Raw genomic sequence first — 19,904 nt, 5'->3', positions numbered from 1 at the left:
GATTAAATGGCACATAAAAAGGCTGGCGGCTCGACTCGTAACGGTCGCGATTCAGAAGCTAAACGTCTGGGCGTAAAACGCTTCGGCGGTGAAACAGTTCTGGCTGGTAGCATCATCGTTCGTCAACGTGGTACTAAATTCCACGCTGGCTCCAACGTTGGTTGCGGCAAAGACCACACTTTGTTTGCTAAAGCAGACGGTAAAGTGAAATTTGAAGTGAAAGGCCCGAAAAACCGTAAATTCATCAGCATCGTTGCTGAATAAGTTTTTCGCGTCCCGGTAACGGATAAAAGCCCCGCAACACGTTGCGGGGCTTTTTACATTCGACGGCCGGTAAATATGCTCGTCGCGCCGTGATAAACCGGAAACGAGCCCTTGCAGGGAATACGGCATGAAGCAGCAGGCAGGCATTGGTATTCTGTTAGCACTCACAACTGCAATATGTTGGGGCGCTTTGCCAATAGCAATGAAGCAAGTGCTGGAGGTGATGGAGCCTCCTACCGTGGTGTTCTACCGTTTTTTAATGGCAAGTATTGGCCTTGGCGCTATCCTTGCGGTTAAAAAAAAGCTCCCCCCATTGCGCATTTTTCGCAAAGCGCGTTGGTTGGTGCTGTTGGCAATAGCCACCGGTGGGCTGTTCGGTAACTTCATTCTGTTTAGTTCATCTTTGCAGTACTTGAGCCCAACGGCCTCGCAGGTTATCGGTCAGCTGTCACCCGTTGGCATGATGATCGCCAGCGTCTTTATCCTGAAAGAAAAGATGCGTGGCACGCAGGTGATTGGCGCCATTATGCTTCTGAGCGGCCTGGTTCTGTTTTTTAATACCAGTCTGATCGAAATTTTTACCCGACTCACCGATTACACCTGGGGCGTTATCTTTGGTGTCGGTGCGGCGATGGTCTGGGTGAGCTATGGGGTCGCGCAAAAGGTGTTATTGCGCCGTCTTGCGTCACCGCAGATCCTGTTTTTACTGTACACTTTATGTACGATCGCGTTGTTGCCGCTGGCTAAACCCGGTGTCATCACGCAGCTCAGCGACTGGCAGCTGGCCTGCCTGGTATTCTGCGGCCTGAATACGCTGGTAGGATACGGCGCTCTCGCGGAAGCGATGGCGCGCTGGCAGGCGGCGCAGGTAAGCGCCATTATTACGCTTACCCCGCTGTTTACGTTGTTATTTTCAGATTTATTATCACTGGCCTGGCCCGATTTCTTCGCCAGACCGATGCTAAACCTTTTAGGTTATCTCGGTGCGTTTATCGTGGTTGCGGGCGCGATGTATTCCGCCATTGGTCATCGAATTTGGGGCGGTTTACGTAAGCATGAAACGGTGGTTTCGCAACCCCGCTCAGGCGAATGATTTACGGAGAGTAAAATGAAGTTTGTTGATGAAGCATCGATTCTGGTCGTTGCAGGTGATGGCGGTAATGGTTGCGTGAGCTTCCGCCGTGAAAAATATATTCCAAAAGGCGGCCCGGACGGCGGTGATGGCGGTGATGGCGGCGACGTATGGATGGAAGCCGACGAAAACCTGAACACGCTGATCGATTACCGTTTTGAAAAATCTTTCCGTGCGGAACGAGGTCAGAATGGCGCGAGCCGCGATTGTACCGGTAAGCGCGGTAAAGACGTTACGATTAAAGTGCCTGTCGGTACGCGCGTTATCGATCAGGGCACCGGCGAAACCATGGGTGACATGACCAAGCATGGTCAGCGTCTGATGGTCGCTAAAGGCGGCTGGCACGGCCTGGGTAACACCCGTTTCAAATCCTCGGTCAACCGTACTCCGCGTCAGAAAACGATGGGGACACCGGGCGATAAGCGCGATCTGTTGCTGGAGCTGATGCTGCTGGCGGATGTAGGTATGTTGGGTATGCCAAATGCCGGTAAATCGACGTTTATCCGTGCGGTATCCGCGGCGAAGCCGAAAGTTGCCGATTATCCGTTCACCACCCTGGTACCAAGCCTGGGCGTGGTACGTATGGACAACGAAAAGAGCTTCGTAGTGGCCGACATTCCGGGGCTGATTGAAGGCGCGGCTGAAGGCGCGGGTCTGGGGATTCGCTTCCTGAAACACCTGGAACGTTGCCGCGTGCTGCTGCACCTCATCGATATCGATCCAATTGATGGCTCCGATCCGGTAGAAAACGCCCGTATCATTATTGGCGAACTGGAAAAGTACAGTCAGGATCTGGCGTCTAAACCGCGCTGGTTAGTGTTCAACAAAATTGATTTGCTGGACAAGGCCGAAGCGGAAGAGAAAGCGAAAGCGATCGCTGAAGCGCTGGGCTGGGAAGGTAAATATTACCTGATCTCCGCCGCCAGCCAGTTGGGCGTGAAGGATCTGTGCTGGGATGTGATGACCTTTATCATTGAGAACCCGATTGTTCAGGCTGAAGAAGCGAAACAGCCAGAGAAAGTTGAGTTCATGTGGGATGATTATCACCGCCAGCAGCTCGCTGAAGTCGAAGACGAAGCGGAAGATGACTGGGATGACGATTGGGACGAAGACGACGAAGAAGGCGTTGAGTTCATTTATAAGCGTTGATTTTGAGGGCTGGTTTACCAGCCCTTTTATTTATATATTCTGAAAAAAATATTAATGATGTTCCCGCATTAAACGACCAATTATAATTCCTCCTCATTTAGCGTGCATGTATGAGACGAGGTAATGCAATACTCATTTGTAGCAATTATTATATCACTGGCATCAATGGTTTTGGCCGCCCTGATTTATAAAAGTAAAGGCTATAGGGCAATCTATTACGCGTTTCTTATTTTACTTGCTCAGTGCATTTCTTTATTTTTAAGCCTGTTTTGGTTAGGCTGTTATTACTTTACGGGCGAAGGGGTTAATGACGCTGTTATTTATACTTTGACCCGCTCGCTTTATGGCGCGGATTTTGAAGATTACGTCGCGCCTTTTGTCGTTGCTGTCTTGCTGATTGGACTGCTACTCTTTCTGAGCTGGCGATTCATGCAAGGTAAAAATGTTCAAAAAGAGAGAAAACAGTACGCTTCGATAACCGCCGTATTGCTGACATTTTTTGCTGTTGGCATCTCTCCGGCATTATTACAATTCACTAATTATAACAAGCCGCCAGCAGAAGTAGATGGTTCCGATTTTTCGCGCTACTATATTACGCCAGATACCAGGATTAATAATCCAAAATATAATCTGGTATATATTTATGCAGAAAGCCTGGAAAGAACCTACTTTGATAAAGACACATTTCCTCAGTTGCTGCCTGATTTAACGGCGCTGAAACAAGATGGCCTGGATTTTAGCGGCACAGAACAGTATCCGGCGATGGATTTTACCATAGCAGGGATCGTGGCATCGCAGTGTGGTCTTCCGCTGTTTGCACCGACCGATTTAAGTGGCAAGAAAGCAAGCCTGGGCTTCTTTTCCTCTTCAGTCTGCCTTGGGGATATTTTGAAAAATTCAGGTTATGAAACCTGGTTTATGCAGGGCGCTGATTTACGTTTCGCCGATAAGGATGTGTTTTTTAAAACGCACGGCATTGACCATGCCTGGGGACTGGCGGAGTCTGGCCTGGAGAAGGATTTTTCCGCCCAGAATGCCTGGGGGCTATATGATGATATGCTGCTGGAAAAGGTCTGGCGCAAGTTTGAGCATTTGTCCCGGCAAAAAACGCCTTTTGCGTTATTCACGTTGACGCTGGATACCCATCCCCCTGAAGGTTATATCCCCACGAGCTGTCCTGTCAGCTATAAAAAAAATGGTAGTGAAGTCGATGCGTTAACCTCTGTGCTTTGTAGCCAAAGGGAAATCGCTAAATTCATTAGACGGATACAGGCTTCGCCCTGGGCCAGTAATACAATTATTGTTCTCTCATCCGATCATCTGGTAATGCAAAATATGACGGCTGCTGTGGATTATTTAAATAAAATGCCTCGTCGCAATTTATTTGTGGTTTTCAGAAATGGTGTGACGCCGAAAGTTATCGCCGATAAGCGAAGCACGTTAGATAATGGGGCAACGGTGCTTGAGCTGATGGGGGGCGATAATGCAATAGGCTTAGGGAGAAGTTCATTAAGTCAGCCTTCACTGGCAGCGGTTTTTGACGACTTTAAAAATAAGTTGTTAGCCTGGGGGCCTGCTATCCGCTCCCGTTGGGGAATTCCCGAGTCCATTAAAAATTTTACCGTTGATACCAGAAGAAAGTTGCTGCGTTTTGATAGTTTTGAATACCCTATTCCCGCCTTACTGGAAGTATCTCCGGGACGAGTCTGGCCGGTTGTCGATGACGGGAATGACGTGGGAATGTCTTTAAGGAATACCCTGGGATTTCTGCCTGAAGGCCATAAATTTATCTGGATAGATCAATGCCTGAGCATTGGCCCCGTATGGCAACCGGATTCTGCCGTCAATACTGGGTGGTGTGTTGCCTCTGGAAAAGCCGGTAGCGAGACTCACATCGAGAAAATAATGGCTGAAGATTATTCAGGCGGGATGAGTGAATTTCCGGGCGAAACGAATCATGAACGCTTTCAGCGTATCCAGGCGCGGTTATTACTTTCCGCAAAGGATGTCCGCTATCAGTCCGATCGCATACTGTTTGCGGCGGAAGGACTGCCTGCATTTGTGAAATCAATAACAGGAGTGGGGCATCCAGAATACTGGGGACGGTGGTCAGATGCGAACCTGTCACCCGCGGTGGCTATCACCTATAACCAACCACTGCCCGCGAAATTTGACGTTGAGATCAAGGCAAAAGCCTTTGGCAAAAATATTGGTGCACCGCTTCCCGTTTCCATCGGTTCCTGTACCCACTATCTCACCCTGCACGCAGAGGCGGAAACGGTGATATTACATATGACGAATCCTGACAGACTCGATACGCTAACGATTGTCCCCCCTTATCCGGAGTTGAGTAACGAGGGAAATTATATCGGTTTTCCTAAATCCGCTCCGCCAAGGAAGCTGGGGATTGGGTTAACCGAGCTGCGGATAATCCCGGTAAACGATTAGAAACGACGAGGGAGCGTTACCGCTCCCTGCATTCGCTTAGTTAGACTGATAAATATCTTTGTACAACCGACTCTCGAAGCGTACCAGCGGAATACGCCGATTACGTTGGTCAGCCGGCTGTACCGCATAGCCCGACAGATACTGCACAAACGCCATACGCTGACCGCTTGCCGTGGTGATGAAGCCTGCGAGGTTGTAGACGCCCTGTAGTGAGCCTGTCTTCGCCGATACTTTGCCATCCACGCCAGCCTGATGCAGGCCCGCACGGTATTGCAGGGAGCCGTCATGGCCCGCCAGCGGTAGCATAGTAATAAAGTTCAGCTCGTTATCGTGCTGAGCGATATATTGCAGCACCTGCATCATGGTCGCCGGGGAAATTAGGTTATGGCGGGAGAGACCAGAACCGTCGGCAATAATGGTGTTGCCAATATCGATGCCCGCCTGCTGACGCAAAATTTGGCGTACGGCATCGGAACCTGCCCGCCAGGTGCCCGGGACGTTAAATCGTGCATGGCCAATCATGCGGAAAACGGTATCGGCGATCATGTTGTCCGATTTTTTCAGCATAATCTTAAGCAGGTCATGCAGCGGCGCTGACTGTTTGCTGGCAACCACGGTTCCCGGCTCGTTGACCTGCGTCTGGCGCAGCAGCGTGCCGCTGTAAGTGATACCCGCTTGTTTTAGCTCATCTTTGATAATCGCCCCGGCATAGCTGGCACCGTCCTGAATGGCGAATGCCAGCGGCAGCGGATCGGCGCGTTGAGGTAGGCATCCGGTCAGCGTGAAGCGGTTGAGATCGCCTGGAACCACGTCCAGTTCACAATATTGCGCTTCGGCAGAGCCACGCGCGAGGGTTCGCACCTGGCTGAACATGGTGACCGGGTAGTAGGATGCCACGCGAATAAATGCCAGATCGTTCGGTTTTTGCGCGCTGTAGAGCGAAATCGAGAAACAGTTGCGATCGACAATGGCTGCGGCAGGCGGGGCGCTAAAACATTGCGTCATGTCGTTCCAGGGCCAACCGGGGGCTTTATCATGACTGGCAAAAATAGAGGTGTCGATCAGAACATTTCCGGCAATTTGCGTCACACCAGATTTTTTCAGAGTCGCTACCATATTGCGAATATCCTGGCGTTTTAGCGTCGGATCGGCGCCAAATCGCGCCACTAAGTCACCTTTCAAAACGCCGCCTTCCACGTTGCCTTTCGTCTCAAGCGTGGTGGTAAAACGGAAATCAGGCCCGAGCTGAATCAACGCCGCCAGCGCGGTGATCACTTTCTGGGTACTGGCGGGGAGCGCCATCTGCTGGCTATGAAAATCAATAGCGGGTGCAGATGCGCCAACCTTCTGTACCATAAGGGCGAGGTTGGCCCCGGCAGGAAGCTGGTTGATGTATTCGTCGACATTCGCAGCCTGAACGCTGAACGCTATACTGGCAGTCAATCCAATGGTAAATCTGGGAAATCGCATAATCTCGCGCTAACAACCTGGAAACAGGCCGTCATACTACGGCGCAACGCCCCAAAAAGTAAACGATGACCCATAGGGAACTCCAGGGTAAAATGATCATCAAATAGAGAATTGTAGCTGACCTGGGACCTTGAGCCCCGGGTCGGTATTTTTTTGCTTCTGACTCTGGCATGGTGTATGCCAGGGTGGGCTTAGCAGCCGGGGTGAGAAGCATCGCCCCCTACAGGAATGTTCAAGAGGTATAACAAATGCAAGCTATCCCGATGACCTTACGTGGTGCTGAAAAACTGCGCGAAGAGCTGGATTTTCTGAAATCTGTGCGCCGTCCTGAAATTATCGCCGCTATCGCGGAAGCGCGTGAGCACGGTGACCTGAAAGAGAACGCGGAGTATCACGCGGCTCGCGAACAGCAAGGATTCTGCGAAGGACGCATTAAAGATATCGAAGCTAAACTGTCCAATGCGCAGGTGATTGACGTCACTAAAATGCCGAACAATGGCCGTGTTGTTTTCGGCGCGACGGTTACCGTTCTGAATCTCGATAATGACGAAGAGCAGACCTGGCGTATTGTCGGCGATGATGAAGCTGATTTTAAACAGAACCTGATTTCAGTGAACTCGCCTATTGCTCGTGGCCTGATTGGCAAAGAGCAGGATGACGTCGTCGTTATCAAAACGCCGGGCGGTGAAGTTGAATATGAAGTAACGAAGGTCGAATACCTGTAATTCGCATCTTGGTTAAGATGTTGATACATTGTAAAGAAAGGAAAAAGGCCGCATAGCGGCCTTTTATCAACGAAGAGAGCGTGGCATTTTGCTCTCCTGCTAGCGGAAAACCCCGCGTTTTACACAAACTTCGTGTGCGACTTTGGGATATTCTTAGCGTGGCAGCGAGATTTTACGTTCTTTAGTCGGGCGATACAGTACCAGCGTTTTGCCGATGACCTGTACATTGCAGGCGCCGGTTTCGCGTACGATAGCTTCCACGATCAAGGTTTTGGTATCGCGATCTTCCGAGGCGATTTTCACCTTGATAAGTTCATGGTGCTCTAACGCTTGTTCAATCTCGGCCAGTACCCCTTCGGTCAAACCATTGTTGCCAAGCATAACTACCGGCTTGAGCGGATGTGCCAGACCTTTCAGGTGCTGTTTTTGTTTAGTACTCAGATTCATCGTATATTTTTGCTTACGTTGGGATTGAAAACGGGTCATTCTACCGCCATCTCCCATATATCACCAAATAGCTGTGTAGAAATTTACACCATTGGTTACGATGAACTGCCCTTTGGGAATGTGAAATGACAGGTAAAAAGCGTTCTGCCAGCTCGAGTCGCTGGCTTCAGGAACACTTTAGCGATAAATATGTTCAACAGGCGCAGAAAAAGGGGTTACGTTCCCGTGCCTGGTTTAAACTTGATGAAATACAGCAAAGTGACAAAATTTTTAAACCGGGGATGACGATTGTTGATCTCGGCGCTGCACCGGGTGGCTGGTCGCAATATGCGGTTACGCAGATCGGCAACAGCGGCCGCATTATCGCTTGCGATCTTTTACCTATGGATCCAATCGTTGGTGTGGACTTCCTTCAGGGCGACTTTCGTGATGAATTAGTCCTGCAAGCGTTACTTGAACGCGTAGGTGACAGTAAAGTACAAGTTGTCATGTCTGATATGGCACCAAATATGTGTGGAACACCGGCGGTGGATATTCCCCGGGCCATGTATCTGGTAGAGCTGGCGCTTGGAATGGCTCGAGATGTTTTAGCGCCAGGTGGTAGTTTTGTAGTGAAGGTGTTCCAGGGCGAAGGCTTCGATGAGTATCTAAGAGAGATTCGCTCCCTGTTTACGAAGGTCAAAGTTCGTAAGCCGGACTCTTCTCGCGCCCGTTCGCGTGAAGTGTATATTGTAGCGACCGGGCGTAAACCATAACCGGTAGATTTCAAACGAAAGTTTGAAAGAAACTGGATATAGAGTATCCTGACGCTGTTTTTAACACAGTTGTAATATGAGGTTAATCCCTTGAGTGACATGGCGAAAAACCTAATTCTCTGGCTGGTCATTGCCGTTGTGCTGATGTCAGTATTCCAGAGCTTTGGGCCCAGCGAGTCTAATGGCCGTAAGGTTGATTACTCTACCTTCCTGCAAGAGGTCAATCAGGACCAGGTTCGTGAAGCGAAGATCAACGGACGTGAGATTAACGTTACCAAGAAAGATAGTAACCGTTACACGACCTACATTCCGGTTAACGATCCGAAGCTGCTTGATAACCTGCTGACCAAAAACGTCAAGGTTGTCGGCGAGCCGCCTGAAGAGCCGAGCCTGCTGGCTTCTATCTTCATTTCCTGGTTCCCAATGCTGCTGCTGATTGGTGTCTGGATCTTCTTCATGCGTCAAATGCAGGGCGGTGGTGGCAAAGGCGCCATGTCGTTCGGTAAGAGCAAAGCGCGCATGCTGACGGAAGATCAGATCAAAACCACGTTTGCTGACGTTGCGGGTTGTGACGAAGCGAAGGAAGAGGTTGCTGAGCTGGTTGAATACCTGCGCGAACCGAGCCGTTTCCAGAAGCTGGGCGGTAAAATCCCGAAAGGCGTCCTGATGGTCGGTCCTCCGGGTACCGGTAAAACCCTGCTGGCGAAAGCTATCGCCGGTGAAGCGAAGGTTCCATTCTTTACAATTTCCGGTTCTGATTTCGTGGAAATGTTCGTGGGTGTGGGTGCATCTCGTGTGCGTGACATGTTCGAACAGGCCAAGAAAGCGGCACCGTGCATCATCTTCATCGATGAAATCGACGCCGTAGGCCGTCAGCGTGGCGCTGGTCTGGGCGGTGGTCACGATGAACGTGAGCAGACCCTGAACCAGATGCTGGTTGAGATGGACGGCTTCGAAGGTAACGAAGGTATTATCGTTATCGCGGCAACTAACCGTCCGGACGTTCTTGACCCTGCGCTGCTGCGTCCAGGCCGTTTCGACCGTCAGGTTGTGGTTGGTCTGCCGGACGTTCGCGGTCGTGAACAGATCCTGAAAGTGCATATGCGTCGCGTACCGCTGTCTCCGGATATCGATGCTGCAATCATTGCGCGTGGTACGCCTGGCTTCTCTGGTGCTGACCTCGCGAACCTGGTGAACGAAGCGGCGCTGTTTGCTGCTCGCGGCAACAAGCGCGTCGTGTCGATGGTTGAGTTCGAGAAAGCGAAAGACAAAATCATGATGGGTGCGGAACGTCGCTCCATGGTGATGACGGAAGCGCAGAAAGAATCTACCGCGTATCACGAAGCTGGCCACGCGATTATCGGTCGCCTGGTACCGGAACACGATCCGGTACACAAAGTAACGATTATTCCGCGCGGTCGTGCGCTGGGGGTGACCTTCTTCCTGCCTGAAGGCGACGCAATCAGCGCCAGCCGTCAGAAGCTGGAAAGCCAGATCTCCACGCTGTACGGCGGTCGTCTGGCGGAAGAGATCATCTACGGTGCTGAACATGTTTCTACCGGTGCGTCGAACGACATTAAAGTCGCGACTAACCTGGCGCGTAACATGGTTACTCAATGGGGCTTCTCCGATAAACTCGGTCCGCTGCTGTACGCTGAAGAAGAAGGCGAAGTGTTCCTGGGACGTTCTGTTGCGAAAGCTAAACATATGTCCGATGAAACGGCTCGCATCATCGATCAGGAAGTTAAGCTGTTGATTGAGCGTAACTATGACCGTGCGCGTCGTCTGTTGAACGAAAACATGGACATTCTGCACTCGATGAAAGATGCGCTCATGAAATATGAGACCATCGATGCGCCGCAGATTGATGATCTGATGGCTCGCCGCGACGTGCGTCCGCCAGCGGGTTGGGAAGAACCGGGTTCTTCTAACAACAACTCTGGCAGCACCGGTAAGCCGAGCGCGCCGCGTCCGGTTGATGAACCGCGTGCGCCGGACTCTGGCACCATGTCAGAGCAACTGGGCGACAAATAAGTTATCGTTGATGATGACCGTGTTTTAATCGAAAACCCTGGGGCTTGCTCCGGGGTTTTTCTTATCTGCATACTCAAGATTTTTACCAGGGATAAAACTATGAAACTCTTTGCTCAGGGTTCTTCACTGGATCTCAGCCATCCTCACGTCATGGGGATTTTAAACGTTACGCCAGATTCATTTTCCGATGGTGGGGCGCACAACTCTCTGGTTGAGGCGGTAAAACACGCAAATCTGATGATTAACGCTGGGGCGACTATCATTGATGTGGGGGGGGAGTCCACGCGTCCTGGCGCTGCTGATGTGAGCGTGGAAGAAGAGCTGCAGCGAGTGATCCCTGTGGTGGAGGCGATTGCTCAACGTTTTGAAGTATGGATTTCCGTCGATACCTCAAAACCCGAAGTGATTCGCGAATGCGCGCGGGTCGGCGCACATATCATTAATGACATTCGTTCACTCTCGGAACCTGGGGCGTTGGAAGCCGCCGCGGAAACCGGACTGCCGGTTTGTTTGATGCATATGCAGGGGCAACCGAAAACTATGCAGGAAGCGCCAAAGTACGAGGATGTGTTCGCTGAGGTAAATCGTTACTTTGTTGAGCAAATAGCACGTTGTGAACGAGCCGGAATCACAAAAGATAAATTGTTGCTCGACCCGGGATTCGGATTCGGTAAAAATCTCACCCACAACTACACATTACTGGCACGCCTGGCTGAGTTTCATCATTTTGAGCTGCCGCTGCTGGTTGGAATGTCACGAAAATCAATGGTTGGTCAACTGCTGAATGTGGGGCCATCCGAACGCCTGAACGGTAGTCTTGCGTGCGCGGTGATTGCCGCAATGCAGGGGGCGCAGATCGTTCGTGTCCATGACGTCAAAGAAACTGTAGAAGCGATGCGTGTGGTGGAAGCCACATTGTCTGCAAAGGAAAACAAACGCTATGAGTAATCGTAAATATTTTGGCACTGATGGGATCCGTGGCCGCGTAGGCGACTCCCCAATTACCCCTGACTTTGTGCTCAAACTGGGGTGGGCGGCAGGAAAAGTGCTGGCACGTCATGGTTCACGAAAAATTATCATCGGTAAAGATACGCGTATTTCTGGCTATATGCTGGAGTCTGCGCTGGAAGCGGGCCTGGCTGCCGCAGGTCTTTCTGCCTCTTTCACTGGCCCAATGCCAACACCTGCCGTTGCTTATCTGACGCGTGCTTTCCGTGCGGAAGCCGGGATTGTCATCTCCGCTTCGCACAACCCGTACTATGACAACGGGATCAAATTTTTCTCTATCGACGGCACCAAACTGCCGGATGCGGTTGAAGAAGCCATAGAAGCCGAGATGGAAAAAGCGATCACCTGTGTGGACTCGGCTGAGCTGGGTAAAGCCACCCGTATCGTCGATGCCGCCGGTCGCTATATCGAGTTTTGCAAAGGCACCTTCCCGAATGAACTGAGCCTGAGCGAGCTTAAGATTGTGGTCGATTGCGCTAACGGTGCGACGTATCACATTGCGCCAAACGTACTGCGTGAGCTGGGCGCCAATGTTATTGCCATTGGTTGTGAGCCAAACGGCGTTAACATCAATGAAGAAGTCGGCGCTACCGACGTCCGTGCCCTGCAGGCGCGCGTGATCGCGGAAAAAGCCGATCTGGGTATCGCGTTGGACGGTGACGGCGACCGCGTGATCATGGTCGACCACGAAGGCAATAAGGTCGACGGTGACCAAATCATGTATATCATCGCCCGTGAAGCGCTGCGTCAGGGGCAACTACGCGGTGGCGCGGTAGGTACGCTGATGAGCAACATGGGCCTTGAGTTGGCGTTGAAACAGTTGGGCATTCCGTTTGCCCGTGCGAAAGTCGGTGACCGCTATGTCCTGGAAAAAATGCAGGAAAAAGGCTGGAGTATCGGTGCGGAAAACTCAGGCCATGTGATCCTGCTGGATAAAACCACCACCGGTGACGGTATCGTGGCGGGTCTGCAGGTGTTGACCGCGATGGTGCGCAATCATATGAGTTTGCACGACCTGTGCAGCGGCATGAAAATGTTCCCGCAGCTGCTGGTTAACGTACGTTACACCGCAGGTAGCGGCGATCCGCTGGAAAATGACAATGTGAAAGCGGTGATGGCAGATGTTGAAGCGGCGCTGGGTAATCGTGGACGTGTCCTGCTGCGTAAGTCTGGCACTGAACCATTAATTCGTGTGATGGTTGAAGGTGAAGACGAGGCACAGGTATCTGAGTTCGCCCATCGTATTGCAGATGCAGTGAAAGCGGTTTAATACATAGCTATAGGGGTTAGTTTTACCTCTATTAAAGAACGTTATAATTTGTTATCAGACGCCCGGTTAATTTAACCGGGCATTTTTTTTCATTCTCATGCCAGAGTAACAGGAATGACAGTATTATCGGTATTGTTTTATCGATAAGGGCTTAATAAATAAGGAAGAAGAGAAATTTATCAAGATTGACATTTAATTATTGAAAATATTCCGCATCTCATGTAAAAGTACAGCTATAAAGTACGTTTTGTTTTATTGGTTTAACTAATTCATAATAATTATACTTTCCTATAAATTTTATAAAAATAATGTATGAAATGTGTTTGCTGAATATAAATGTATTCTTAGTTTTTTTTCGTTCTGTTGCATTCTTATTTTTCCATATTAATAATATTCGAACAGGTGGCTAAGCCTGAATTTAACGGAATTAATAAGGGTGTATAACATGAGTACAATGGTTTTAAACATAAAAGGGAATATGACCAAAAAGGTCTCTAAGTTAAAAGAGATGAAGAAACAGCGAGGTGTTACGCTGTTGGAAATAATTATTGTCTTAGGGATTATCGGTGTTATTGCCGCTGGTGTGGTTATTTTAGCCCAGCGGGCTTTTACGGCTCAGGACTTGTCTGCTGTACAGGATGACTTGACCAGTGTACGTACTGCAATGAATGAAGCTTATAAAGATCAGGCTCAATATCCGGCGCAAAGCGATTCTATTAAAGGTTTGTCTAAATCCGATATCAACGATACTTCTGTATCCAATGACTCGCCAATCGCCACTCTGGTACGTATGGGTAAAATCTCTGCTGATGAAGCGTTTAACGGCTTCTCTAACGATGCGTTCCAGATGGATAACGCGTTAACGGATAGCTCAAGTTCTCAGAGAAAAGGCTTTGTTGTGGTGGTGAATGGTCTGGCGTCTGAAGAGTGTCGTAACCTGATTTCCCAGATGGGTAACCAGTGGGACTATGTTGAAGCGCTCAATACCGGTGCCGCTGCCGGGTCTGAACCAAGTATCGCTGACCGAGACTTCAGTGTGGGTAAAAGTGGTGCAATTCTTAAGACGCTGACCTCGAGTGATATTTCGCCTTCTGATATTGTTGCAACTGGCGTCTGTGACGGTCAGGGTTCTATTAACGGTGTTATCTTCGGTAGTAAATAATACTTTGTGCTCTAAATTAGAATCTGTTCTTTTTTAGAATAAAAACAAGTGGCTATTTACTGTGAATAGCCACTTATTATTTATATAAAAATGATTCATGTTCTTCAGGAATTAGTATGCGGTCCCGAAACCATCAGGCTGGATTTTCACTACTGGAAGTTATTGTTGTACTGGCAATCATTGGTGGCGCGCTAGCTATGTATACCAATTATGCCCGTAAACAAGCAGCGAAAGAAATGCGCCAGACCATCGCGAACGCGCTTGTCCAGGAGATGAAGGGCGTGATGAATTATTTGCGTGATGAAACTCTGCAAACAAAAGACGGTGAAAAAGATAACCCACTGTATGAAGCCACGCAAGGCAGCAGTACCGATTCCCAATATCGTTACCGGATAACTAATAACGTTACGGACATTGATACCGGGACCGGGACGAACTATTTTTTGTGGGGAGAGGGGGCGAATCAGCAAAAGCAACAACGTTATTTGTTCATCAGCAAAAGCTGTAACGTCTCACTTAAATCAACATTTGAACTGACACAAGAATATTTACCCTGCTCACTTGTGACGGCGGCTAAAAATCCCGCGGCGAAAATTGAACGGATTGGGTTTGCTTCTGACGATCTTAAAACCCCCTCCAGCACAATTGCGCGTATGGATGCTATTGTTGCGTTCAACTACACGGAGAGTAACGACAAGTATAGTTTTGCCAATTATGCCTCCGCGTTTAACAATGCGTTAAATAACTCAGGCCTGATTGCTTCGCATATCATGCTTGTTCGCCGGGTCAGGACGGCGGACGCCTGGCAACTGATAACGAAATCTGACGGCAGTACGCCAGTCGAGTTTTCCGATATGGCGTCTAACCTGGAGCGACTGGAAACGCAGGGAAAGGGTCAGCAACTGGGTATTCGCATCACCTTTGACATGAATGATAACGATCAGGGGAGCAATGGCGGCGGCTCAGGCACGGCATGCTGGAACACCCAGACAAGTAAAGTTGAACTGTGTTACAACCAGGAGGCAGGCACAGGTGCCCATGGCGAAGATCAGATCCTTTCGCTGGATATGACCGATCCGGAGAATTATGGTGATGAGACCAAAACGGGTACGCTAAAAGCCAATCTGGTGATGGAAAATACGTCACGGCCAGTTTTTTTATTCAAGCGTAATTATGGCGGTGATTTAATGCTTTCCGCCGACGGTAGCCCTGAGCGCTTTACATACAAAAATAACAATAATGAAGAAATTGAGGGTGATTTTTATCTGGATGATAATACCTCTTATCGTCCTTGGGATGGCAGCAGCATGGCTGGATTTGATGTTATTTCGAATTATTATCCTTCCAGTGCATATGATGCATTTGAACTTGTGACTCCGTCAGTGAGTGAATATTCTGGCTATGAACTTTTATCTGCGGATATTACAGATAAGAAAGATTATGTAGCAGCATATGATGACAGTTCAATAAACTCTGGCTTGCATCGATTTGCAGTGCAGACCTGCCCTGTTATCGAACAGGAAATTATTTTGCGTGACGCCAACGGTGACGCAATCCTGGATGAAGATGGCAATAAGGAAAAAACAAAAGTTACCAGGGCGTTATATCCACGGTTGTCTGCCAGTATATCTTCTGTCTCGGCTTATAACGATGGCGGCATATCTGGTAGCTATGTCAAACAAAATGAGACTCGCGCCAAATTAGATGATAGCAAGAAAGTAGATTTGCTTGGCGGCGTTACTGTGCAGGTAGAGTTGGCTGAGATGGACGTTTCAAGTGGGGTTCGTCCCGATCATAACTCAGCGCAAAAATATAAATTCCCGGGCAGTAAGTATATATGGGCAGTGACCGCAACGATGGGCCTGTATGATTCAGAAACGGGAGCAGGGTTTAGCATAGTAAACCCGCAGACAATATCTTATGTTATTACCAAATGGTGCAGTACGATACCGCAATCAGGTACGCCATATGATTTATTGACGACGACAGAATACAAATAATAGCAATCTGATAAACAGAGGGAAGATAATATGATTATCAGGAAATACTGCCTGCTTTTATTGTCGGTAATGCTTTTGCCGCAGGCTATGGCAAGTAATAATAGTTCATCAGAGATCCATATGACGGCATCTCCAGTGTCTTCTGGTGCGGTTGTTCAACATACCGGCAGAAACCCGTTTACTGGTGACACTTATCACGCGGATACGCCTTCAGCGCCGCCACTGGTAATTCAGGAAGATAAATTATTAAGCCAGGAAATCAGAAAATGGGTGGAGGCTAATGGCTATAAGCTTTTCTGGAACAGTGCAAAAGATTACCTGGTTTATAACAATATTACGCTGGCAGGGAAATCGGATGACGAGATCCTGCAAGAACTTGGCGAGCTGTTTTTTTCTGAGAATTATGGCCTGGTAGTCAAGAAATATCAAAAAAATCGCGTTATTGTTATTGATGAAATGTAAAATGGGTGCAGGGATGAAGATTAAGACAGGGTTGTTAATATTAGCCATTTTTCTTCAGGGTTGTGTCAGCGATTTTGAAGAAAAATATGACTCAGAAAGCCAGATTCAGAAGCATTTTAAAGATGCGACCACCCAGGATGAATCAAAAGCGAAGCCGTATATTAAGTACGACCGCGCATACATAGGGAAAAAGGTGGATTATAGCGTTGAGCAGCAGCGAATCATGGGAAAACATGTCAAAATTTCATCCTATGAACCCGCCACGCTGGCAGTCATTATGGACGCTGTCTCTGCACAAACGGGAATCAGTTACCGGATCAACGAGAGTGCGATAGGCGCAAAAGCCGGTGCGTCAAATAACAGCGGTAGCTGGAATACGGCGCGTAGCGTAAAATTTGATGGTACCTTTGAGGCGTTTATCCAGTATATCGCTTCTCTTTATGACGTAAGCCCAAAACTTGATAATCATAACGTTCTTAAAATAAACGTTTATGAAACGTATGTCATTAAGCTGGACTTTTATGGTGAAAACAATAAGACAGAAACGAACCTCGATCTTTCTGGTAACGAGGCGACTTCCAGCGGCGGGTTGACCGGAAAGACCGAAACCAAATTCGAATCATCTTTCTGGGATGATGTGGAGGATATGGCGAAGAATTATATTTCTTCAGGAAACTACAACCTATTCAAAGATTCTTCTGTCTTAATGGTTAACTCAAGACCGTCAGAGTATGAGGCGCTCAATCGTGCGTTAGATAAATATAAAGCGGATAACAGCCGTCAGTTTATTGTTACCTATAAAATTTTCACGCTCGATAAATCGAAAGTGAAACAGCTTTCTGCCGGCGTTAACTTCTCTCTGGATGATGGGCAAAACACCATGAAGATCAGTTCAAGTTTGCTGGACTCATTAACGGGTGGCATATCGGCAGGCTGGAAAAACAGCAATGTTGATATCAGCAGCGGGCTGGATGCGTTATATAAGTTAACGGGTGATCGGACGTTACAAAGCGGTTCCTTTATCACGCGCAACAATATGGCGATACCGCTGAATATGACGAAGTCGCAAAATTACGTCTCCAGCAAAACCCGTACCGTCGATGACAATGGTGAGGTTAACGTCGCGGTCGCAACATCATCCATTATTACAGGGACCAGTTTTATCATCACCCCCCGTGTGCTTTCAGATGGTCGAATTGAGGTAGTGAGTGGTTTCACAAAACGGTATCTGGAAGGCATTGAAACTTATGATGATGTGCAGTTACCGAACGTAAGCACCACGGAATCATTTAACTCATCAATTATTATGCCGGGCGATCTGCTAATGGTAGGCAAGTATGATGTGAAAGGTGAAAATGGTGGTCTGGAATATCAGGTATTGGGTATCGGTGACAAAAATGAAGATGAATCTGCGACGATCGTCATGGTAATTGGCGTCGATTATTATCGTCAGCCTATTACTTCCCGATAGGAATAAATGGTTATGGATAAACTGTTACAGGATAATAATATCCTTACCGGTCTGCTCTGGGAACCGGACAGTATGTCTCATCTTGACCCTGGCGCGCAGGCAGCTTTTCGCGGAATGGTAAAGGCTAATCGTCGGGTAATCTATAAAGATTCTGACGGGCGTTTAGCAGTGGGTTATTGTGAGAAAATTTCTACCCTTTATGAGCCTTTTGCGATTTATATTAAAGAGTTATTTGGGGATGGCATCTATTTCTCACATGGTGATGATAATTTCACTTATCTGCTCATTATTAATGGTGGCCGGATTGTCAGTGGAACCGATTGCTTTATAGAGCGCAGCCTGTTTGATGAGCTCATGCGGCACCCGGAACAATATGAACACCTGGAAGTGACGTCGCTGACCGAAGTCCAGCTTTCTGTGGTGATAGAGAAATGCGCGGCGCATCAGCTCTCTCTGAAGCGACGTCGCAGATTCATTATTAGCTCCATTCTGGCTGGTGGTCTGATATTTTTGGCGCTGCTTGCTTTAGCACTTCATTTTCTGGTGGCGGGGTAATTTATGCTGGAAGGTCTCTATTTCTGGAAAGGTAAGAGCGGAACATTTTCTACAAGTCGAATTATAATTATTATTCTGGCTATTGCTTTACTGTTGTGTGGTGCTGGTGCAGGCTATTGGTATTATTTTATAAAGATGCCGCAAGACGAAATGCTTGCTCAGCAACACCAGGCTGCGCAGAAACTGCTTAACGATAAGGCTTCTGTACATGACTGGTATGAGAAATCATTAGAGGGAATGAGCATTGATTTCGGTATTCGCCTGATTGATGAAATTCATCGCAGCGTTATTCCGTTCGCATTGATTAAACTTCCTGTTGAGGGACGAAGCTATGGCTGTTCGCTAAAGGCGTGTCACATGACTTTTGAAATCGATCCCGCTGCTATTTTGACGCAACCAGAGTTAACTTTCTTTGGTAAAACCTACGCAGCATCATTTCCTGTAAAAAAAGGAAAGAACAGGTCGAATGGGGTTTCACTTGAATACAATGACATGAAAATTGCCCGCAAAGAAAACGGCTTATTAAGCGCGTATAAGAAGAACAAACCTTTGTCGTTATATTCCTGTAATGAGGTTATCTCTTATATCAAAAGCTATAACTCAACGTTGACGGGCGGAAAGGGTAAAAAGAAAAATGGCGAGATTGTATTTAAGACCCTGCCTAAATCGACAGTCGCAGCGCTGGAAAAAACATTAGCGGGGGACGTTAAGGCTTACGGTATGCTTTCAGCAGAGTGGAACATGACGCTGACAAAACCACACTCCACATCAGTGAACGAAGGGATATTATTACAGGTTGCCTTGTATAAACAGGCGTATCGGGATGCCTTTCTTATCAGGAAGATTGAAACAATTAACGATGGAATAAAAGTATCCGGAGGATTAGTATGCAAAGCGTAAAAAATATCATCATATTTGCAGTATTAATGGTGGGATCCGGACTGGTACAGGCCGCTCCGACTACTGACTTGCCGCCTGCCCCCAAAAACCAGACCGGTAAACCAGCGCTGGTAGGCAATGGCGAGAAAGCTGCGTCTCCTGAGGTAAAAAATGTCGATGAGAAAGCCCTGAATGAACAGTCAGCGGAACTGACGATGCAGGATCATATTCAGGCACTCGTTGAGCAGGATTATCTATATCAGTCAGAATATCGCAAGCTACAGCAACAGGTTGAACTAGAAAAAATGTTGAGCGAAATTCGTAAGCTGCGCGGTGAAGATAAAATAAAAGCGAGGGCAACTCCAACTCCCGTAATCGAAGCGAAGATCAAGACTGAAAAGAGCGCGCCTGCGGTAAATACAGGTAATAATATTGCGAAGCCGCACGTAGTACTGGAATCAGTCATTGGCGGTCTTTCTCGGGTTGCTATTGCTAATCAACGCGGTGATACATTGTTATACGTCACTCCAGGAAATGTATTTTCCATGGACGGCGCACAATACATTTTAACCAAAGATCGTAAAAACGGGTTGCAAATTAAGGAAGCTAACCCGTGAATATAGATTTTAAACGAATAACGACTGAAGATATATTTTCCGGTCTTTGGGAATAT

The 19,904-nt window shown here is 48.2% G+C and carries 18 protein-coding genes; 16 read left to right on the top strand and 2 right to left on the bottom strand.

Going from position 1 to position 19,904, the window contains the following annotated elements; translation table 11 throughout:
* Window positions 1-6: 6 nt before the first annotated feature.
* The 4 genes from rpmA (at window position 7) to opgB (ending at window position 4,993) form a co-directional block, all read left to right on the top strand.
* A complete protein-coding gene (rpmA, locus tag JSN25_RS02715; protein ID WP_003025030.1) occupies window positions 7-264 on the top strand; it encodes a 50S ribosomal protein L27 in 258 nt (85 codons plus the stop codon).
* Window positions 265-391: 127 nt separating this feature from the next.
* Complete coding sequence (locus JSN25_RS02710; protein WP_006687874.1) at window positions 392-1,357, top strand: DMT family transporter; 966 nt, start codon at window positions 392-394, stop codon at window positions 1,355-1,357.
* A gap of 15 nt (window positions 1,358-1,372) precedes the next feature.
* The gene (cgtA, locus tag JSN25_RS02705) at window positions 1,373-2,545 is read left to right on the top strand and encodes an Obg family GTPase CgtA (protein WP_038634240.1); all 1,173 of its coding nucleotides are present in this window, start codon (window positions 1,373-1,375) and stop codon (window positions 2,543-2,545) included.
* Between the two features lie 123 nt (window positions 2,546-2,668).
* Entirely contained in the window at window positions 2,669-4,993 is a 2,325-nt protein-coding gene (gene opgB / locus JSN25_RS02700) for a phosphatidylglycerol--membrane-oligosaccharide glycerophosphotransferase (RefSeq protein WP_199966652.1), read from the top strand.
* A gap of 36 nt (window positions 4,994-5,029) precedes the next feature.
* Here the strand turns inward: opgB and dacB are convergent, their stop codons facing one another.
* Window positions 5,030-6,463 carry a serine-type D-Ala-D-Ala carboxypeptidase gene (gene dacB, locus JSN25_RS02695; protein ID WP_085048645.1) on the bottom strand — a complete coding sequence of 478 codons (1,434 nt, stop codon included), beginning with the start codon at window positions 6,461-6,463 and terminating at the stop codon, window positions 5,030-5,032.
* A 248-nt stretch (window positions 6,464-6,711) separates the two neighbouring features.
* Here dacB and greA point away from each other — a divergent pair, with 248 nt between their 5' ends.
* Window positions 6,712-7,188: a transcription elongation factor GreA gene (greA, locus tag JSN25_RS02690; protein WP_003025019.1), complete on the top strand. Its 477-nt coding sequence runs from the start codon at window positions 6,712-6,714 to the stop codon at window positions 7,186-7,188.
* 153 nt (window positions 7,189-7,341) lie between these two features.
* On the opposite strand, the gene yhbY is transcribed toward greA, so the two are convergent.
* On the bottom strand, window positions 7,342-7,635 hold the full coding sequence (gene yhbY / locus JSN25_RS02685) for a ribosome assembly RNA-binding protein YhbY (protein WP_003025016.1): 294 nt from the start codon (window positions 7,633-7,635) through the stop codon (window positions 7,342-7,344).
* Window positions 7,636-7,760: 125 nt separating this feature from the next.
* On the opposite strand from yhbY, the gene rlmE reads away from it, so the two are divergent.
* From rlmE to JSN25_RS02630, 11 genes are all read left to right on the top strand, one after another.
* Window positions 7,761-8,390: a 23S rRNA (uridine(2552)-2'-O)-methyltransferase RlmE gene (gene rlmE, locus JSN25_RS02680; protein ID WP_006687879.1), complete on the top strand. Its 630-nt coding sequence runs from the start codon at window positions 7,761-7,763 to the stop codon at window positions 8,388-8,390.
* 99 nt (window positions 8,391-8,489) lie between these two features.
* A complete protein-coding gene (gene ftsH / locus JSN25_RS02675; protein ID WP_003025013.1) occupies window positions 8,490-10,424 on the top strand; it encodes an ATP-dependent zinc metalloprotease FtsH in 1,935 nt (644 codons plus the stop codon).
* Window positions 10,425-10,523: 99 nt separating this feature from the next.
* Window positions 10,524-11,372: a dihydropteroate synthase gene (gene folP / locus JSN25_RS02670; protein ID WP_038634231.1), complete on the top strand. Its 849-nt coding sequence runs from the start codon at window positions 10,524-10,526 to the stop codon at window positions 11,370-11,372.
* Window positions 11,365-12,702, top strand: a complete 1,338-nt coding sequence (gene glmM, locus JSN25_RS02665) for a phosphoglucosamine mutase (RefSeq protein WP_038634228.1) — start codon at window positions 11,365-11,367, stop codon at window positions 12,700-12,702. Before folP ends, glmM begins: the two co-directional genes overlap by 8 nt.
* A 445-nt stretch (window positions 12,703-13,147) precedes the next feature.
* Window positions 13,148-13,864, top strand: a complete 717-nt coding sequence (locus tag JSN25_RS02660; RefSeq protein ID WP_085048647.1) for a type IV pilus major pilin — start codon at window positions 13,148-13,150, stop codon at window positions 13,862-13,864.
* Between the two features lie 116 nt (window positions 13,865-13,980).
* Window positions 13,981-15,864, top strand: coding sequence for a prepilin-type N-terminal cleavage/methylation domain-containing protein (locus JSN25_RS02655; RefSeq protein WP_204525425.1), 1,884 nt, complete (start codon window positions 13,981-13,983; stop codon window positions 15,862-15,864).
* A gap of 30 nt (window positions 15,865-15,894) precedes the next feature.
* Entirely contained in the window at window positions 15,895-16,326 is a 432-nt protein-coding gene (locus JSN25_RS02650) for a TcpQ domain-containing protein (RefSeq protein WP_199966648.1), read from the top strand.
* A 13-nt stretch (window positions 16,327-16,339) separates the two neighbouring features.
* Entirely contained in the window at window positions 16,340-17,797 is a 1,458-nt protein-coding gene (locus tag JSN25_RS02645) for a type II and III secretion system protein (protein WP_150345598.1), read from the top strand.
* Window positions 17,798-17,809: 12 nt separating this feature from the next.
* Window positions 17,810-18,352 (top strand): hypothetical protein, encoded by a 543-nt coding sequence (locus tag JSN25_RS02640; RefSeq protein WP_038634220.1) that lies wholly within the window; start codon window positions 17,810-17,812, stop codon window positions 18,350-18,352.
* Window positions 18,353-18,355: 3 nt separating this feature from the next.
* On the top strand, window positions 18,356-19,252 hold the full coding sequence (locus tag JSN25_RS02635) for a hypothetical protein (RefSeq protein ID WP_150345482.1): 897 nt from the start codon (window positions 18,356-18,358) through the stop codon (window positions 19,250-19,252).
* Entirely contained in the window at window positions 19,240-19,848 is a 609-nt protein-coding gene (locus JSN25_RS02630) for a hypothetical protein (RefSeq protein ID WP_051594486.1), read from the top strand. The genes JSN25_RS02635 and JSN25_RS02630 overlap by 13 nt, the downstream gene beginning before the upstream one ends.
* Window positions 19,849-19,904 lie beyond the last annotated feature (56 nt).

The organism is Citrobacter cronae (genome assembly GCF_016893685.1).
In the GTDB taxonomy this organism is placed as follows: domain Bacteria; phylum Pseudomonadota; class Gammaproteobacteria; order Enterobacterales; family Enterobacteriaceae; genus Citrobacter; species Citrobacter werkmanii.
This window is presented reverse-complemented; position numbering and strand designations above follow the sequence as displayed.

Bases quoted from the DNA above. Each gene is read 5' to 3' on its own strand.
- JSN25_RS02640 (WP_038634220.1), top strand. From the start codon at position 17,810: ATGGATAAACTGTTACAGGATAATAATATCCTTACCGGTCTGCTCTGG.
- JSN25_RS02630 (WP_051594486.1), top strand. From the start codon at position 19,240: ATGCAAAGCGTAAAAAATATCATCATATTTGCAGTATTAATGGTGGGA.
- dacB (WP_085048645.1), bottom strand. From the start codon at position 6,463: ATGCGATTTCCCAGATTTACCATTGGATTGACTGCCAGTATAGCGTTC.
- folP (WP_038634231.1), top strand. From the start codon at position 10,524: ATGAAACTCTTTGCTCAGGGTTCTTCACTGGATCTCAGCCATCCTCAC.
- JSN25_RS02710 (WP_006687874.1), top strand. From the start codon at position 392: ATGAAGCAGCAGGCAGGCATTGGTATTCTGTTAGCACTCACAACTGCA.
- opgB (WP_199966652.1), top strand. From the start codon at position 2,669: ATGCAATACTCATTTGTAGCAATTATTATATCACTGGCATCAATGGTT.
- JSN25_RS02645 (WP_150345598.1), top strand. From the start codon at position 16,340: ATGAAGATTAAGACAGGGTTGTTAATATTAGCCATTTTTCTTCAGGGT.
- rlmE (WP_006687879.1), top strand. From the start codon at position 7,761: ATGACAGGTAAAAAGCGTTCTGCCAGCTCGAGTCGCTGGCTTCAGGAA.
- greA (WP_003025019.1), top strand. From the start codon at position 6,712: ATGCAAGCTATCCCGATGACCTTACGTGGTGCTGAAAAACTGCGCGAA.
- ftsH (WP_003025013.1), top strand. From the start codon at position 8,490: ATGGCGAAAAACCTAATTCTCTGGCTGGTCATTGCCGTTGTGCTGATG.
- JSN25_RS02635 (WP_150345482.1), top strand. From the start codon at position 18,356: ATGCTGGAAGGTCTCTATTTCTGGAAAGGTAAGAGCGGAACATTTTCT.
- glmM (WP_038634228.1), top strand. From the start codon at position 11,365: ATGAGTAATCGTAAATATTTTGGCACTGATGGGATCCGTGGCCGCGTA.
- JSN25_RS02655 (WP_204525425.1), top strand. From the start codon at position 13,981: ATGCGGTCCCGAAACCATCAGGCTGGATTTTCACTACTGGAAGTTATT.
- JSN25_RS02650 (WP_199966648.1), top strand. From the start codon at position 15,895: ATGATTATCAGGAAATACTGCCTGCTTTTATTGTCGGTAATGCTTTTG.
- JSN25_RS02660 (WP_085048647.1), top strand. From the start codon at position 13,148: ATGAGTACAATGGTTTTAAACATAAAAGGGAATATGACCAAAAAGGTC.
- cgtA (WP_038634240.1), top strand. From the start codon at position 1,373: ATGAAGTTTGTTGATGAAGCATCGATTCTGGTCGTTGCAGGTGATGGC.
- yhbY (WP_003025016.1), bottom strand. From the start codon at position 7,635: ATGAATCTGAGTACTAAACAAAAACAGCACCTGAAAGGTCTGGCACAT.
- rpmA (WP_003025030.1), top strand. From the start codon at position 7: ATGGCACATAAAAAGGCTGGCGGCTCGACTCGTAACGGTCGCGATTCA.